This is a genomic window from Acidisarcina polymorpha (assembly GCF_003330725.1).
Lineage (GTDB): Bacteria > Acidobacteriota > Terriglobia > Terriglobales > Acidobacteriaceae > Acidisarcina > Acidisarcina polymorpha.
Genome location: NZ_CP030842.1, coordinates 26,561 through 43,980 on the forward strand (window position 1 = coordinate 26,561; position 17,420 = coordinate 43,980).

13 protein-coding genes and 2 pseudogenes are annotated in these 17,420 nt (G+C 54.8%); 8 read left to right on the forward strand and 7 right to left on the reverse strand.

Going from position 1 to position 17,420, the window contains the following annotated elements:
* Positions 1–110: 110 nt before the first annotated feature.
* From ACPOL_RS35230 to ACPOL_RS30965, 4 genes and pseudogenes are all read left to right on the forward strand, one after another.
* Positions 111–200, forward strand: a pseudogene (locus ACPOL_RS35230) (pilus assembly protein); the annotation flags it as partial.
* 22 nt (positions 201–222) lie between these two features.
* Complete coding sequence (locus ACPOL_RS30955) at positions 223–420, forward strand: hypothetical protein (RefSeq protein ID WP_114211234.1); 198 nt, start codon at positions 223–225, stop codon at positions 418–420.
* A gap of 674 nt (positions 421–1,094) precedes the next feature.
* On the forward strand, positions 1,095–1,340 hold the full coding sequence (locus tag ACPOL_RS30960) for a DUF3300 domain-containing protein (RefSeq protein ID WP_114211235.1): 246 nt from the start codon (positions 1,095–1,097) through the stop codon (positions 1,338–1,340).
* A gap of 19 nt (positions 1,341–1,359) precedes the next feature.
* A complete protein-coding gene (locus tag ACPOL_RS30965) occupies positions 1,360–2,121 on the forward strand; it encodes a bestrophin-like domain (protein WP_114211236.1) in 762 nt (253 codons plus the stop codon).
* A gap of 16 nt (positions 2,122–2,137) precedes the next feature.
* On the opposite strand, the gene ACPOL_RS30970 is transcribed toward ACPOL_RS30965, so the two are convergent.
* From ACPOL_RS30970 to ACPOL_RS30990, 5 genes are all read right to left on the reverse strand, one after another.
* Positions 2,138–3,487, reverse strand: coding sequence for a DUF4832 domain-containing protein (locus ACPOL_RS30970; protein WP_236657613.1), 1,350 nt, complete (start codon positions 3,485–3,487; stop codon positions 2,138–2,140).
* A gap of 41 nt (positions 3,488–3,528) precedes the next feature.
* Positions 3,529–4,821, reverse strand: a complete 1,293-nt coding sequence (locus ACPOL_RS30975) for a serine hydrolase domain-containing protein (RefSeq protein ID WP_114211238.1) — start codon at positions 4,819–4,821, stop codon at positions 3,529–3,531.
* Between the two features lie 19 nt (positions 4,822–4,840).
* Entirely contained in the window at positions 4,841–5,920 is a 1,080-nt protein-coding gene (locus ACPOL_RS30980; protein WP_161557678.1) for a DUF481 domain-containing protein, read from the reverse strand.
* 70 nt (positions 5,921–5,990) lie between these two features.
* On the reverse strand, positions 5,991–6,977 hold the full coding sequence (locus tag ACPOL_RS30985; RefSeq protein WP_114211240.1) for a phospholipase D-like domain-containing protein: 987 nt from the start codon (positions 6,975–6,977) through the stop codon (positions 5,991–5,993).
* 88 nt (positions 6,978–7,065) lie between these two features.
* Positions 7,066–8,925, reverse strand: coding sequence for an ABC transporter ATP-binding protein (locus tag ACPOL_RS30990; RefSeq protein WP_114211241.1), 1,860 nt, complete (start codon positions 8,923–8,925; stop codon positions 7,066–7,068).
* A 616-nt stretch (positions 8,926–9,541) separates the two neighbouring features.
* Between ACPOL_RS30990 and ACPOL_RS31000 the strand changes: the two genes are divergently transcribed.
* A complete protein-coding gene (locus ACPOL_RS31000) occupies positions 9,542–9,895 on the forward strand; it encodes a response regulator transcription factor (RefSeq protein ID WP_114211243.1) in 354 nt (117 codons plus the stop codon).
* 30 nt (positions 9,896–9,925) lie between these two features.
* Here ACPOL_RS31000 and ACPOL_RS31005 read toward each other — a convergent pair whose 3' ends face one another.
* Positions 9,926–12,874 carry a sensor histidine kinase gene (locus ACPOL_RS31005; RefSeq protein WP_114211244.1) on the reverse strand — a complete coding sequence of 983 codons (2,949 nt, stop codon included), beginning with the start codon at positions 12,872–12,874 and terminating at the stop codon, positions 9,926–9,928.
* A gap of 95 nt (positions 12,875–12,969) precedes the next feature.
* Positions 12,970–13,596, reverse strand: coding sequence for a response regulator (locus ACPOL_RS31010; RefSeq protein ID WP_236657616.1), 627 nt, complete (start codon positions 13,594–13,596; stop codon positions 12,970–12,972).
* Positions 13,597–13,983: 387 nt separating this feature from the next.
* On the opposite strand from ACPOL_RS31010, the gene ACPOL_RS31015 reads away from it, so the two are divergent.
* The 3 genes and pseudogenes from ACPOL_RS31015 to ACPOL_RS31030 all read left to right on the forward strand — a co-directional run.
* A complete protein-coding gene (locus ACPOL_RS31015; RefSeq protein ID WP_161557680.1) occupies positions 13,984–16,053 on the forward strand; it encodes a glycosyl hydrolase family 28 protein in 2,070 nt (689 codons plus the stop codon).
* Positions 16,054–16,676: 623 nt separating this feature from the next.
* The gene (locus tag ACPOL_RS31025) at positions 16,677–17,135 is read left to right on the forward strand and encodes a PA2169 family four-helix-bundle protein (protein WP_114211247.1); all 459 of its coding nucleotides are present in this window, start codon (positions 16,677–16,679) and stop codon (positions 17,133–17,135) included.
* 79 nt (positions 17,136–17,214) lie between these two features.
* Positions 17,215–17,404, forward strand: a pseudogene (locus tag ACPOL_RS31030) (hypothetical protein); the annotation flags it as partial.
* Between the last annotated feature and the right edge of the window lie 16 nt (positions 17,405–17,420).

Sequence of the window (17,420 nt, forward strand, 5' to 3'; positions counted from 1 at the left end):
CATTCCCGTGCTCTACTCTTAAAGACACCTCTCGCCGCTCGGAAAACGTACGGTAAAAGAACGATGGGAACAATGCCGGCCACACCTCCCAAAACGCTCCTAGAGCCTCCATTCGGGACTATCTCGGACACCGGAACATTCAGTACACCGTTAAATACACCGCGACGAATCCGATGAGGTTCCAATGGCTCTGGCGGTGATTGCCACGTTAAGATTGCTGCCATGACGGACGAAGACCATCCTCTCGTCGCCTTCGGCGCTTCTGCCAACAACAAAGCGGCGCTGCGCCAGGCCTCGGCCGCCGACTACCCGCTGAGATGGTTCGGTGAGCGCAATCCCGAGTGTTGGATCAATTGTGACCATCCCCCAGCAGATTTGAGGCGTACAAAGATCACGCAGGCAAATGCATTTCTGAAGTAATCGATCTCTATCGGGTGCGGCAGTTGGAAGATGTGAGCGAACGTTAGGTCCCTGCTTGATAATGGCAGGTTCCGCCCTACTTTGTGGATTTCTGAAACCCAGGTCTACTCTTCAAAGCACATCCTCGCCTCAGAAACATATGGGCAAAGAACGGAGAGCTATGCCCCGGTCCAGTTCGAACCCCATCAAAGTTTTTGCCCGGAGCTTGAACAAAAACGGAATGTCTGATTCGATTTGCCTCTTCTGCTTTTCCACGGTTGCCTCTATGCCGACGGAGCAAGAACTTGAAGCGAAGGAAAACGACCACCTCTGCTGGCAGGCAATGGAAGCTTAAAGAAGACCAAGGCCTTTCTTGTCGCCAGGCATACATCTGACATCATGCCATTCCCTGATATCTTTTCGTTCACGACCAGCTAGATTGCCTGCGGTTCTTTAGAAGGCCGGAAAAAATCGGCCGTCATGTTCAGTATTGAACATACAAGCGCCCATTAAGTTGACGATGCCGGCGTGGGGGCTTCGTCGGCTTTCGCTCGCAAGATCACCAGACAGGCGATCTGCAGCCGCTTGGGCGCCGCTCTGTGCGTTGCTACACAGACGCTTGTGTAGATCCCTATATTTGCTTTCGGTGAGCCCTGTTGTAAGGTGCGGCTAGACGGTGGCCTCAGAGGAAACAAGTGACCTATACCTTGCGCAAGCCTTCGCTTCTGACATCTATTTGCTTCATCGTAGCCCTTACCGGTCGCGGGCATGCTGCTCTCATAAACCAAGAGCAGAATGTGGGTGAGCCTTTATCGGCCTCAAGCGTTCCGCCGTCGCTGGCGCCCTTTAGCACTGCGCAACTGGACGCGATGGTAGCGCCGATCGCTCTCTACCCGGACGCGCTGATCGCGAGCACAGTGACCAGCGTGCGACGCCTCTGACAAAAGGCTTATAGCAACCATGTTAAGCACATTAGACAATCTGGCTGTCGTCGCTCTCTCGGTCGCTGCGTCTCTCTTCTTCATGTGGATCGTTAACCGATTCTGGCCGCATGATATACGCAGAGCTCACAACGACCTGATCGGGTGGCAGCTCTCGGTTCTCGGTACCACCTATGCCGTGATCGTAGGGTTCATGCTCTATACGGTGTGGATAGATTTTGGGACAGCAGAGCTGAACGCCGGGCAGGAAGCGAATGCCTTGGTAAATGTCTACCGCCAGGCGGCAGGTCTGCCTGCTTCAGAGGAAGAACAACTTCGGTTACTGGCCCGCAAATACGCTGATGTCGTCGTCAATCAAGAATGGGATGAAATGAACCGGAATATCTTACCGGTGGCGAGTGACAAAATCTGCAATGAGATGTGGCGGCTACTGGAGCAGACACCTACGTCAAACCCCTCCGAAATAGGTGCTAAGAATCATATACTCACCGAGATCAGTTCGCTGACGGGGTATCGCCGCACTCGGCTCGTGCAATTTGCTTCTCGTATTCCCGGGGTTCTTTGGTGGGTTCTGCTGGTAGGAGCCGTGATCACCATCGCCTCTACATGCATGTTCGGCGCTGCCAGCAGAGTTCTTCATGCGATCCAGGTGTCTGCATTATCGCTGCTCCTCTCGCTTGTGCTGGTAGCGATCGCAGATATCAACCGTCCCTTTCAGGGCGGAGTGCATGTAGACGATTTCGCCTTCCGCCGCGCTCAGATCAACATGAGCGATGAATAGGAGCGCCTCGCGGGCGTCACTTGTGCGCTTTAGGCCGGATGTTCGCCAGGGTGAGCCAGCCATCTAACGTAGCGTCCTGGCTGATGTTCGCGAAACGCACAGGGCGCATGCCGGGCAGCGGCGTCACGATGCGCATCAGCAGGTGGGCGCCGTCGATCCCTCCCGCGTTTGCAAGCTTAGCAGAGAACACGTGAGAACTTCCCGGCAAAATGGTAGCGAGAGGCCAATGCTCGATGACGCGGCTACCCAAGTGTCCCTTGCTATCAACAGTGCTGATCTCCATTGGCCATCTTCCATAAAAGGGCGCGATGCCATGGTTCTCGAGTCTGACTTCGACTGCAAGATCGTTCTGTGCATCCGGTGAAAGAGAAACCGCGCTCACCGAAAGCTGATATCCAGTCAAACGATCTGCCTTCAACACGTCATCCTTTTTCATGGGGGACGGCATGCCCTTGGCGTCGAAAATATCGGGAGCCACCAGCCAACTCAGGTGTGTCGTTCGAATGCACTCCAGCACCTTTTTCCCTTCTGTTGTTGCTTTGTCAGTGAATACGCCCGTTTTATCAAACCCGAGAGGCGAAAGACCGGCCGTCATGGGTTGCGTTTGCCACAGATCTGTCATGTCCGAACTCTGCACCTGCTGCCAGAAGTTCCAGGCATGACTGCCCAACGTAAGCTCTACGAACGCTGCATCGTAGAGTCCGAATTTGCGGATCAGATCGTGGTCAGCCGAGTCAGATGGGTGGCGAAGCTGCAACATGGTTTTTTTGAAAGACCGCTCCATGGTCGATACCAGCAGATCTTTATCAAAAGGGAACATCTCCCAACTGGAATGTTGCCCAACCTGCCAGTCTCCGCGAAAGCCGTACAAGCCAGGCACAATGGATGCAATTCTGGGGTCTCCGTCATAGCGAGCGCCAAGAGCAATCAAGAACGCGGTGAATGCCTGCACGATCCGTTGGTCACGGTAGTCAGGACAGATGCTCTTCCCGTTATTTTTGAGGTCGCCGTAAGTAAAAGTCTGAAGGCCTTCATCCAGCAGAAACTGAGGAATGCCTGTCGAGTACCCCGGGTAGTCGACGTAGAAATGAAGAACGGTTTGGTACCCAAGGGAACGCACATGATTAAGCGCCTCTTCGACAGACGTCCAATCGAAGGAAGAAGGCCCCGTCATGATCGGCCGCAAAGGCAAATTGATCCAAACCATGCTGTGCGGGAAAGTGCTATCGGCCTGATCGACTCCGTCCGGCATAAACCCTCGAAGCGGGTTCCAATCGAGTGCGGGCGCGCTCCCGTCATAGGTGAGTAATTCCCATTCCTGCGGAGAACGGCCCGTTGCGCGGGCGCTAAGTAGAATCGAAGACATGAGCAGGTGAACTACCAGCAAATGTCGCCCCCTGCGCCGGCTCACTCGGGTATCAGCCTGTTGGAGTTTACCTGTTTTTCGGAGTTTTCAGAAGGCGTTTCCGTTTTCGCCTGGCGAGGATCAGGGTAGCAATCGACCGTCGTTTGCAGTGGCGAGATACTGCTGCTCTGGCAGGTGGGAGCGGGCGGAGCCGGAAGCATGTTGAGAGCAGGGTTAAATGCGGCGGCGATTGCCTGCGCCATCTCCGTGGCATGGTCGGGACCATCCTTATCGGATTGGCGATTGGTCAAGACGATCACGGTTACACCCGTGTCGACAAAACGAAGGAAAGCACTGTTGAATCCCCAACCCCCGCCGCTATGCCAAACCACCTTCTGCTTATTCTGGAGTTCGGCAATTGCCCATCCCAGGCCGTAGTTGACAGGCGTCTTGTCGCTCAACGCGGCAGGCGTCCACATCTGCTGCTTGCTTTTCTCGCTCAGAATGCTGGTAGAGCGTAATGCGATGTCCCATTTCACCAGGTCGCCCACGGTCGACTGTAAGGCGCCGGCGGCCAGCGGCTGATAGCCTTCCTCGTGCTGCGTCCAGGTGTTCTTGGTCGCGTCATAATCGTATCCGCGGGCTCCATGGCGGGGCGCGCCACCGCGATCGTTGACCGCCGTGTTCGTCATATCCAGCGGACGAAAAACGTGTTGCTGCAGAAAGGCATACAAAGGCACACCACTCACTTTCCCCACGATGGCTCCGAGGGCTACATATCCCGCATTACTGTATCTGTACTTGTCTCCCGCCTCGGTTGCGAGCGCCTGGTTGAAGATGAAATGTTTCAGAACGCTGTCGGGGTGTTCAGCCTGGTCTCGCACGGAGGAGTAACCCCATTTCGAGTCTCTTGGCAAGCCAGAGGTGTGATTCAGAAGATGGCGCAAGGTGATTTTGTCCCAGCTACTGGGAGCGTATGAAACATACGTCTTGATCGGCACGTCAAGGTCGAGCTTACCTTGTTGCACCAGGAGCATGACGGCCGCGGCTGTGAATTGCTTGGTCAGCGAGTCCAACAGGTAAGCTGTCGACACGTTGGCCACGGTGTCCGGGCTCACTCGCTCTAGACCGTAGGCGCCGGAGTGCACCAGGCAGCCCTTGTCGACAACCGCCACAGTTACAGATGGAATGCCGTTTTCCAGAATCTCGGCGTTCACAATCTCATCCACGGCTGCAGAAAAGGCGGTGCTGTGGTCAGGCACGAGGATCTTGCTGGCGGTATCAGCGGGCGTTGCTGCCCCGCAGGCATTCACAAGGACCGCTGCAAGACAGACCATGAACAGCGTGCGTCGCATTCCGCCTTTCCCAGGCTCGCTAGAAGGCACTTAATTTAACTCCCACTCCGCCGGAGTATCGCAGCCGGCTGTGCTCAGCCTGGTACGCAGTACGAGAGTCGTAGTCGTCGAAGACCCTGGCGTCTACGTAAAGCCAGCTATTTAACATGTGACGTACGGTGAACAAAGCTGTGGCCTCAAAGGAGTGGCCGCTGTCTACTCCCTGGTTGAATGTAAAATCCTGCTTGATTACGGTATTCGCCGGGAGATCGAGCTCTGCGTTATAGCCAATTTGCGCCGCGCCGAACTGCAGGCCCTGGGTGGGCACGCCGTCGTTCGGAAGAAATGCGTAATCAAGCCACGACGGGCCTCCAAACAGGGTGACCTTGATGCTATCGCTCCGTACTAGTTTGTAGCGCAAACCGCCGCTTGCCGTGAATGCATGATCGATAAGATTGGTCTGGTCTGAAGTGCCCCTGAAGTCAAGGTACGCTGACGTTCGCGGTCCAATGCTCTTGGTGTACTGGGCTTCCCCATGCGTTTCGTCGTCATCCGTATTGTGCTTCCCGGTCTTAGGATTGCTCGACGTGCTATAGATGCGGTCTCCGCTGAAGGTCAGATGCCCTTTGTTCGTCACCTCTTCGAGCTTGCCGGTCCAGTTGAGGAGCCTTCGGTCCTTGGTGGCCTGGACGCCAGTGAAGGAGAAAGCGGATTCCAGATTCCAGGCGCCCGTCACCGAGGGCTTGTTGGTCGCGCCTTCCCACGAGTTCTCGCGAGTCTCGGTGGGAGCTACTTCCTTGCTGCTGAAACTTGCCGCTGGAGTAAGCCGCAAGCTGACGATCTGCTCTGGAGTAATGCTCGCCTCCTGAACGCCCCCGTTCACCAGCAAAGTCCATCTCGGCCCACTGTCCGGTCGCATCAATCCCACCAGTTTCCTACCATCTGTGCTCTCAATGGTGATGAGCCCGTCGATGCTAATGGTCAGGTCCGGGGTGACGTTAAAGTGGAGCAATCCCAGGTGATCGGAGCGAAAGGTTATGCTGCCCCGGTTCACGCTTACTACCTGCCCGGTAACAGCTTCCTGCTCGCCGAAGCGAATCACATCCGCACGGCACGTCATGCATCCCAGGAGAACAATCCAAAAGTAACAAACAGGCCGCAGCCCGAAGCGGTGCATATCCCCTCTATCGCTAACGGCCCGGTGCACAATCAAGCGCCAGGCCGCATGGGTCCAGGCGGCCCTTCAGATCCTCAAGGATCGCTTGATCACTAAGGTCGAGTGGTCGCGAATGTTCCCAGTCGTGCGCGGCGACCTGATGCAGACGATTGACTACATGTTTGTCCGTGACTTCGATGGCTAACTCTCGCCGGCTATCGAAGCTTCCGGGCGTAAGGTTGATTGACCCGATGATCGCCCGTTCTCCATCCGCCAGCAACATCTTGGCATGCAGTTTAAGGTGCTTTACGGTATGGATCTTGATCCCAACATCGTCCATGATGCGCAGACCTTCCAGGCCTTCGACCAGCTTTTCCTGCTTGAGCATGTGAGGTGCGCGGGCGAACATATGCACCTTCACGCCTCGCCTACGTGCCCGCACCAGGCGCTCAATGATCACCGGATCCTGATATCGCTCGTTTTGCACGATGAGCGAGTGCCGGGCAGCATCGATTATGTGCGCGATGCGCTCGCGCGCGTTTCCCTTGCACCAGAGCAGATCGCCACTTCCAGGTGCAAACGGGGCTCGGTGCCAGTCTGCTTCAAAGCAGGCGACGATCTCAGCCACTTCATTTTTATGGGTTGTCATCACAGCATAATCACGAACCTTTTCAAAGTTCTTTGATTCCCAGTTCAGTGACTGGATCAGCGCAGCGCGCCCGTCAATGACGACAGACTTCTCGTGAGTGATGTCATAGGCAGGGTTACTGTCCAACACCTCAATGCCCGCTCGTTCCAGTAGTCCGCGCGTGCCCAGATTATCCTCCTGGCCACTGCGTCTTGCCGGGTTCAACATCACTCGGACTTTTACTTTTCGCTGGTGCGCCGTTAGCACGGAATGAACCAGGGCTGCATCGGAGAACACAAACATCTTGATATGCAGAGATGTTTTGGCTTGTTGAATGGCGTTCAGAATGGGCGCGGCAGAATCATCTGGCAGAACAATCAGAGAGCGGGCCATAAACTCCTTCTGTGTGCGTAAGCAACTTCCACTTGCGACCTTTGATCGCGACCGTCAGCCGAAGCTCGCTTACGCCATGGACACACGGTTAACTTCCGACGGCCGCTATTTCGGCCGATTCCTTCACGTCGCAGTAAATGGGAACAGCGGCAGCGGGCGCCGGGGCTGTCCTACCCATCTGCAAGTTGTGCAACCCGTGATAAATTCCCCTTACGGACATGAGCTCCTCGTGCGTGCCTTGTTCAGCCACAACCCCTCCCTTGAGCACCACAATCTTGTCGGCGCAACGAATTGTGCTGAGCCGATGCGCAATCGTGATGACGGTACGTCCCTTCATAAGCCTCTCCAGTGCCTCGATCACGAGCGTTTCAGACTCCGTGTCTAGGGCGGCTGTCGGCTCATCTAGTATTAGTATGGGACTGTTGCGGACGATCGCACGAGCGATCCCGATTCGCTGACGTTGCCCACCGGAAAGCGTCAGGCCTCGCTCCCCTACGATCGTGTCGTAGCCGCGCGGCATGCGGAGGATAAACTCTTCGGCATTCGCCATGCGGGCAGCCTCGCGAATCTCCTCCTCGGTTGCGGATGGGCGCCCGTACGCAATGTTGTCACGAACCGAGCCGCGAAACAGAACGGTGTCCTGCAATACAAATCCAAGTTGGTTGCGTAATCCACGCAACTTGTAGTTCCGGATGTCGACGCCATCGAGCGACACTCCCCCGCACGTCGGATCGTAAAAACGCGCAATAAGGCTCACAACCGTCGATTTGCCTCCGCCCGTGGGACCGACGATGCCGCAGAATTGGCCTGGTTCGACTGTGAAATGTACATCCTGCAGAACTGGCGACTGCTTGTCGTAGCCAAAACCAACGTGATCGAAGACTATCTCGCCCCGGACTGCCTGCGGCTCCTGCGCATCTGCCCGCTCAGCAATGGTCACATCCGTCTCGAGAATCGCCTGCACACGCTCGACAGCCACGCCGACCTGCGCAATGTTGTTTGTCATCTTCGCGATGTCCTGCACAGGCTTGAAGAAGCGAGTTAGATAAGCCAGGAACACGATGAGCGTGCCTGCCGTCATAGAACCGTGTACGATCAGCGCTGCACCACGCCACAATACGAAGCCGGTACAGAGCGCAACAATCATGTTCGTAAGTGGAGACATCAGCGCTTTGACCCGCCTCGCACTTAAAGCCGCATCGACGCTGGCGCGGCTGGCTCCCTCGAGTTTTTTCTCCTCCAGTTCTTCGAGACCGAAGGCCTGGACCACGCGTTCAGACTCCAGGCCCTCCTGCACGATCGACAGGATATCCGACTCCTTTTGTCTTACGTTCCGCGTAGCTTGTCGGACCGCCTTCTTGAAGCGAGCCATAAAGAAGAGCAGAAATGGAGTGACCCCGACAGCAATCAGCGCGAAGTCCCAGTCAAGCAGGAACATGAGCACCAGCATTTCGACAATGGTCAGAATGTCGACCAACATGGCCAGCGTGGAAGACGATGCGAAATTCTCAATCGTCAGGATGTCGTTGGTAATCGTGCTTAGCAGGGCTCCGGTTTGATGGGTGTCGTAGAAGGAAAGCGAAAGTCGCTGCAAGTGATCGTAGGTCCGTAGCCGCAGGTCGTGCGCGATCCACTGCCCAACGCTTTCGGTCTGGTAATCCTCAACATAAGACGCGATTGAACCGATGAGTGCGATGAGCACTACCAGCAAACCTGCGAACCCGGCCACCCTTAAGTTGCCGGTTCCGAGGGTATGCATCAAGGCGGGAAAGTATCGTTCAGCGTCCGCGAAAATAGCGAGCCGGTGATTGCCTGCCACATTATCAATAATGATCTTGATGGGCCACGGCGCAGCCAACCCCATGAGAGTTTCGATCACCATGGCCAGGAAGATGATCACTAGGCCGGCGCGATAGGGCTTGACCAGTTGGCGTAGCAGTTTATTCATCGGAAGAGGCCTCGGTGTGTTCAATCCTTGCCGCTGATCGCGCAAGCGGGGAACAGAAACGGATTAGCGCTTGCTGCGTGCCAGATCCGCCTTTCATCAAGCCGCCGTTGAAGAAGCCCGATGCTTGCGCATTGCTTCTGGGTCCTTCACGGGCGGTGCGGCGCTCCTCCCGCCCCAGGGCGCCGTGCAGATCGAGTACTTGTGGCATCTTAAGAGACAACCATCGGGGAAGAAATAGGGGTTGCTACACGGTAGCCTGTGCGTTGTCACACAAGGTCTAGGGTTCTTGGAAGGGGTAGTCTGGTTTAAGTGTGGTCACGCATAATCGGTATGTGGCCACACTCATTTCCAATGTGTTTTTAGCTCGTCTAGACTCAGTATATTGACGCATGTGATTTCGCCTCGTCAGGCTGAGTTCTGGAAGACAAATGCCCTATCAGGGTCCCAAATGATTGCGTCAGAAGATGCGGGGTAATCCATTTTCAACCGTCATCAGGCCTGGACGGTGGAACCGATCTTCGAACTCAGTTGCCCTGTTATTTGAAACCCGCGCACGCGGCGGTTCTGCATTCGCTCCAACGCGCAGAGATTTTTTGCTGAGACCATAAATCGCACGATGACGATCTTGATAGTAGACGACAATGCGGGCATAAGAAAACTGCTGCGGCGAGCCCTAAGAAAAATCGCATCGAACATCTTTGAATGTGCCGATGGATCACAAGCACTCGCGATGTATACGGAGTGCCTTCCAGACATAGTTTTAATGGATATCAAGATGCAACATCTTGACGGCCTGGCGGCCACGCAACAGCTTCGCGAATGCTATCCCTTCGCCCGGGTCGTTATCTTGACCGACTACGATGACGACCAACTTCGGGCTGCAGCGCAAAAGGCAGGTGCGTGCGCCTACGTGACCAAGCAGGATCTTACCGGGTTGGATTCGATCGTCGTACGCTTCGCCGCCCTGTAATACCAGGGTGGTAGGCAAACCATGCCATTTTCATACAGCCGCCTGTTTGCTCAAAACAAATTCCGCAGTGACCGTCGTTCCTTGATTCAGTTCGGACCGGGTGGTTATGGTTCCACCCAAAAGGGTAGCCCGCTCCGCCATCCCAATCGCTCCGAACCCGCCCAGCGCCGCGGCTGACCGATTCGATTCGGCAGGGTAGCCATGGCCGTTGTCTTGTACCACCAGTGTTATTCGATCGGGATCTCGTACGGCCTTGACCATCACGCAGGTGGCTTCTGCATGCTTCATTATGTTCGTCAGCGCTTCCTGAACGATCCGGTAGAAGTTGATCCGCAGTTCCTCAGGAAACGCTTGATCGATGTCCCCAATCTCCACGATTACTTTGAAGCGGCCGGCGATCGAAGCCTTATGAGCCAACGCCTCGACAGCTTTGGCAAGACCCAGGCGATCCAACTGGAAAGGCCTTAAGTTGTAGGAAATCTGCCGGGTTTCGTCAAGGGCGATCTGCGCCTCGGCGCTGATCTCTTCCATGGGGTCCGGCTCTTCGCCTTCATCCGCACGTGCGCGTCGCTCAAGCAGTGTCATCAGCGCTAAATTGTTGATTACGATCAAGCGTTGTCCCAGGGAGTCGTGAAGTTCCGCTGCGATCCGCTTCCGCTCGCGCTCCTGGGAAGCGATCAATTCTTGCGAAAATGTACGCTGTTGGCGTTCCGCGCGCTGCAGCATCGATACTCGCCGTCTCCACATATAAATCGTGAGCAGGACCACGCCAAGCAGAAGCGTCATCATGAACCACTCCGTGCGATAAAAGGGGGCGAGCACATGGATGCTCAGCTCTTGTGGGTCCGTATTCCATACCCCGTCAATGTTCGCTGCGATTAACTGCAAAGTGTATTTACCGGGCTGCAGGTGAGAGAAGTACAACCTCCTCCTGGTACCCATGTCGGTCCACGTCGGGTCGAGCCCCAGCAGCTTGTAACGAAATGTAATCTGATCGGACTTGATCAAGCTGGGTGACGTGTAATCGATCTCGAGGTTATGCTGATCGGGCGCGAGACAAACGAATCTGGCATTGGACGTTTGCACCTGGTCAACCAGCACTGATTCAATCACCACTTTGGGGGCCGGTGGACCGGGAGAGACACTCGCAGGATCGATGACGGCGATGCCATTTTGCGTCGGGAACCACAACCTTCCGGCATTGTCTTTCGCACTGGCTGGAGCGATACCGCCATTGCATTCTATGTTGAGCATGCCGTCTCGCTTGCCGTAGACAATGGACGTAATGCGGCTTCGTTTTCCGGCAGCAACGTCGTTCAGCTCCTGCTTTTTTACCCTGTAAATCCCATGATGCGAACTGATCCATAGATTCCCGCGATCGTCTTCCTGAATTGCAAAGGCTCCATTATCGAAAAGCCCATTGCGCGTGCTGAAGTGAGTCACCTGCTCGTTCTGAAGGCGCAACAACCCATTGTCATAGGTGCCAATCCAGAGGATACCTTGGGGATCCTCGTACAAAGCCCAGACCGCACCCCTGGCTAAAAACTCACCTCGGCTTAAGGAGGTGAAACGGCCGTGATCGTATCTCGCCAGAAATTGGTATCCGCCAAACCACAGAGATCCCGAAGCACTTTGCGTGATGACGTTTAGGTCTCTTGTAGAAACACCTTCGGTCCCACTGTACGTATGACTTTTGCCATCGCGGTATGACACGAGGCCGCCATTGGTCCCAAACCACAACGTTCCTTCCCTGTCTTGATACATCGTCTGCACGATCGAGTGTTCTGGCAACACAAGGCCGGTGGGCGGCCGCTGAAATTTACCTTCTGTCAGCACTCGAAGGCCGCCATGGGTTCCGACCCAAAGTTTGCCTGAACTGTCTTCCAGCAAGGCAGTAATCAGGTTCCCTGGTGCGAAATCATTCACTGTGTAGTTGGTAAAACGCCCTTCATCGTAAAGAATGAGATTCGGCCAGCCTCCAATCCACATCCCGCCTGCCCTACTCTTCAGGAGCGAATAGATATCGGCTGTTTCAAGCCCTTGCTCCCTTGACAGAGTGCGCACCTGCTGTCTTTCCATTTGGTACAAGCCCACTCCGTCTCTGGCAAACCAGAGTGTTCCCTCCCTGTCTTCAAACATCATCCCGAACGATAGCGACTGCTCACCTTTGGCAGAGGAGTAGCGCACTGAACGGAAGAAATCGGATCCTAGCTGGACCTGCCAGATATTCCCATGGCTGTCCTTGTGCGGGATGAAGATCTCGCCGGAGTGTAAAACAAAGACTCCATCACGCGAACTGACGTACCGGCCATCCTTCCTTCTAAGCCAGAAGGTTCCATCATCATCCGCGGCTATGGCTGCAACTGCATCGCGCGGGAGCCATTTTGGCAGGGCGTATATATGAAATTGTCCCTTGAAGAAAACATAAAGTTGGGACGCGACGACTCCCCACGCCCCTCCTGCCCATTTGATGTCCTTGTAGGGAATTCTCATGTCCTTCGGGGTTATATCGATGAATCGCTGCGTTCGCTCGTCCCATTGCAGAATGCGATCTTTCAACTGAATCCAGATGTGACCGTGCTCATCCCCCATCTCGGAGAAAATGATACTGTTGTAGTCCTTGCGAGGGTTGTAGATCGTTTGAAACGAACCTTGGTGATACCGGGTTACACCGGCCTCAGAAATCATCCATAGGTCGTCCCCAACGCCTCTGCGCAGGCCGGTAAACCGGTTCGATTCGATGCCTGGGCTATTCTCGCGGTCAAAAAGAAAAAAGCGGATGCCATCGAAGCGCGCCAGGCCGTCAAGAGTTGAGAGCCACAGGTAGCCATCGGAAGTTTGCGCAACGCCGCGGAACGCACCCTGGGGCAAGCCTTCGTCCGCAGTCCACAGGTTCGCCCGGTATTGCGCATGGGCGAGAAAAGAGCTGCAAACCAGGAACAGAAGGAAAGCTGCAGCCGTGCGCGTGCCTGAACCCATTCGACCTCTCCGTGCTCTTCGCAGCGGCTGAAGCCGTTCCCTAATAAGACCTTTCACTGCGATCCCCTCAATAGCTGGTCGGCTGTTGATGCGGTTTACGTCGTCAGTTTGTCTTTGTACTGCAGGGCGAAGCGGGGTAATGCGTTCGAGCCCATGATCCCCAGCTTGCGTGAGATGTTCGTTCGGTGGTTTTCGACCGTGCGGTAGTGGATAGATAAGTCTGCGCCTATCTCCTTGCTCGATTTGCCTTCTGCGATGAGCTTAAGAATTCGGCGTTCCGCCGGTGTAAGATCGCGCAGCAAACCGGCGTCTGACGGAACTGGTTCCTGAGGAAGCATGAACTGATCGACAATACCCGAGCTGACATAGCGGCGCCCGGCCATAACCGTCTTGATAGCTACGGCGATCTCTGCCAAAGCGCTGTCTTTTACCAGGAAGGCGCCGCCCCCCGCCTCCATCGCCGCATGGAACAGGTCTCGTTCTTTATGCAGGGTGAGAAAGATGATCCTTGTTTCCCAATTGTTCTGCTTCACCGTTCGAGCGATGGTGAGGCCGTCTTTCCTGGGCATCTCGACATCGATAATCGCCACATCGGGGCGTAACTGCTCGATCATAGCAAGCGCCTGTGCTCCATCATGGGCTTGGGCCACCACTAAAAACGCTTCGTCCCGCTGAATGTTCATGACCAGTCCGCTCACTACAATCGGGTGGTCATCCGCCACCAAGATTCGAATTTTGTCGGACATCGGCCCCTCGCTTCATCTGCTCATCGCCCTGCGATCTTCGGGGATTGACGGCTAATCAACGATCTGGAACTTAGCCCATTAAAGCATGCCTGGTGAGAGAGGGCTGCATCGCATTGTCTCCGGTTGTAGCTCATGCGGCAACTCCCGGGGCCGGGACTGTCTCCCCCTTAGACCGTGTGGTGACACATATAGGCACTGCTCACGATACGCAGTACCCTTTTTTCGGATACACAACCAGTCACTCTAATCGATTGCGGTGGACCTAAAGGAAGGCTCCCAATGTTTAACCGGTTTTTTGCATTACCTATAATTTTCTTGTTGTGCGGTGTTTTCTCCCTTGCAGCAGCCCAGGATTCCCGGGTAGTGAACGAACCTTCGTTCCCGCAGACATGTTCGGTGTTTCGCGCGGTCCTTCACGCGAATGCGGACGAGGGCCCGCTCCCAAGGGCGAGTGTTGAGGATCAGGATGATGAGTCTAACGTAGAAACAGCAGAGCTTCAGCAGAAACTCGACCGTTGTGAGCAAGGGAAGGCGGTTGAGCTGTCACTGGGCACGGACCCGCGGCGCAATGCCTTCCTTATCAGTCCGATCAATGTTCCGGTCGGTGTTTCGCTCATACTGGATGGTGGTGTTACCTTGTACGCCTCGAGAGACCCTGCTCTTTATCAGCAGCAAACGCCCGGCGTGACCTGCGGTGATCTTGGTCCGAAAGATATCTACAAAGTGGGCGTTGGCTGTAATTCCCTGATCACCCTTACAGCGAATAGCGGAATCTACGGCTACGGAGTCATCGACGGACAAGGAGGCAAGCTCCTCCTTTCCGGGCCTTATGCGCATGACTGCACGTGGTGGGATTTGACTAACTTTAAGAACCGGCCGTCGCAGCCGGGCGCGTCTTGTGTCATTCCATACAACGGCATGGTCAACGGGCAGGCAAGCCCGATACTCATTTCAGCAGGCAATGCAGAAACCCCAGTAGATCAGCCGGCGGACTGCGATAAAGGGCGCAACAGCCTCAACTGCGATCTCACTCTTTATAAGGTCACAGTGCGCAACCCGCCCTATCACTCCATGAGGTTTGGTGGCCAAAACGTAACTATCTGGGGTATCAGAGTCCAGTCCCCCTGGAACATTCCGAATACAGACGGCATGGATATTCATGCCTCGAACGTCACTGTGTATGACGCCACCGTCGCCAATGGCGACCAGGAGGTTACTCTGGTATCGAACGAATACCCTTCGACCAACATAACCATCGACCACTTTCACGGCTATGGAAAAGCTGGCATCACGACCCTGGGCGCTGGAGTCGCTACCTCGAATATTCTGGTTACCAATGCTTACATCACCGGCGACCTGCCAAGCGTGAATCTCGCGGAGCAGACAGTTAACGGACAAACGTTTGCCTGGATGCAAAAGAAGTTCCAAATCACAGGCCTTGGGCAGGCGTTGATGAATGCCGTCGACGTCGACGCTTTGGCGATCAACAACACCACCCAATCACGCGGAATAGGATCAAAAATCTCGAACGTGGCCTTCCAATCCATTTGCGTTGCGGACGTGCGCAGCCCCATCAACCTTGAGCTCGACGCAACGGACTCTCCGCTACCTAGCGCGAAAGGCATCACTTTCAGAGACGTTCACGTACTTGCACCTTCCGACCAGAAGCAGACGGTCCGCCACCCCGATGGTTCGCTTTCTGGCATAGGCACCTACGACCTTGAATTCATAGCGCCCGGAACAGTTAGCGGCGGAGAAACGTCCACCAACGAGTTCACCCTTGACAATGTTGTCCTTGACAACTTCGCCGATGGAACCACATCTCTGGGGCTCGTCACTGCCTCGAACAATCTCATTACAACGACAACGAACATCTACCCGGCAGTTTTGAACGGTCTGCACGCGGATTCAAAGGGCGTTAGTAAGAAGGTTGACGGTACCAAATTGATGCTCACGTCCAACGACTACCAGAGCACTACTGAGGTCAACGATCCTACCTTAGCGTATCAATGCCCTGCCCCGCCCTCATTCCTGACGGGAGACTTGTTTGTGTCGCTCGGTGAGGGGCCGGCCTACGGTCAATCGACAAATCTGCAGCAAGCCTATATCAACAGTGGGGACTCGATTACGCTGAGCGCGGTTGTCCAACCTGCTATGTCGCAGACGACCCTGTTCACCTACATGGGCTACGCGTATAATCCCGGCCTGCTTTCGATAGGCTCTCCTGCGCTCACCAACCAGGTTCGCTTCTATGAAGAAGATCGCTACCTTGGGTCTGCCAGCCTTCGTGCCAACGGAACCTTGGCATCGTTGGTGCTGGAGCATGTCTCCCCTGGGCACCATAAGTACAGGGCTGAGTATCCCGCGGACAAGTTCTATAAAACTTTCTCCTTCGGACAGGTTACGGTTGCCGCTGCTGCCAAGGGCTGGTAAGTTCCAATCGCTGACGAAAGTTTACAGCCTAAAGATTTGTGTCTGAGGGTAAAGATTAGGAAGAAGCGCAGGTGTAACAGCGGTTCGCTGGAGGCGGGCTGATGTCCACTCTGGACTGTAGAGTCGTAGCTTGTGAAATGGTTAGACAGGTAGGGAGTCCTCACACCCGAGTGTAGTACTCCTTGCTGCATTAACGTCATCCTTTTGCACCTTCTTCGCACGAAGGAAATTCTACTTGTAATTTGTAAAGGGACGATGTGTTCAGGGCCATGGGCCCTGGTGGGGACCGAGTCGTCATCGCGTATATCGAGGCGATGGATTTGTCCAAACTCGATCCAACGACTTCAAAGTCTTATCCATCGAGAAACTCTCGATGGATAAGAAGACGTTGGAGAAGATGCACGCGAAAGATTGCATGGCTCATGACAAATTGAAGGAAGACATCGAGGGTTTTCGAAGGCCTTTGGAGGAATTAGAACAGCTCCTTGCTAAACGCCTCAGTGAGTGACGAATTCGCCCCGTCGCATCGGCCCACGAAGCTCATTTTTCGAGCAGTCTACACTGCTGATGAGGCCGATTGCCATTTCGATTGGGAGCGATCAATGTAGCCGGAGGGGAAGCAGATGGCCGATGAAGCCGATCTTGTAAAACGTATCGAGGAGACGCTGCGCGCTGTCATCGATACACTCATCGATGGCGAAGAAGGATTTCGCCTGCTAGGTCAAGCTCTTAAAGATGACAGCCTTAAAGCTTTATTTCTTGCTGAGGCCGAGACACGGGCGGATTTCCACCGAACGCTGGAGGAGGCGCTTCATCAAATCGGCGTGGCGGATGCGACTGAAACCGGGACTGTAATTGGAATGATCCACAGAAGCTGGGGCGACATCAAGGCAAAGCTCGGAAGCACCGATCGAGACCTGCTGGAGACCGCCTGCCAAGGCGAGGAGTCTGCGCTACAAAGCTATAAGCTCGCGCTTGAAAAGGAGCTTCTCATGCCGATCCGTCAAGTCCTGATAAAACAGCAATCACACGTCGGGGAAACATTGAAATATCTCCAGCTAGCTGCGGAAGGCGTTGTTTAGCTTTCCGGGCTTTCATTTGGTGCTGTCGCAGTAGGACGATTTGCTATTCTTTGCACTGACTGCGAGGAGTTGGCGAGCGATGAGACAGGCATTGAATCCATTGATGGCGAAGGTGTTAAAGCGCTTGCACTATCCCTTGGATGTGATCCTGCTTTGTGTCCGCTGGTACAGCGTATCTGTTGAGTCTTCGGCATCTGGAAGAGATGATGGCCGATCGCGGGATCTCTGTCGATCACTCGACGGTACACCGCAGGGCGATCAAGTCATTGTGCTTAGACTTTGAGG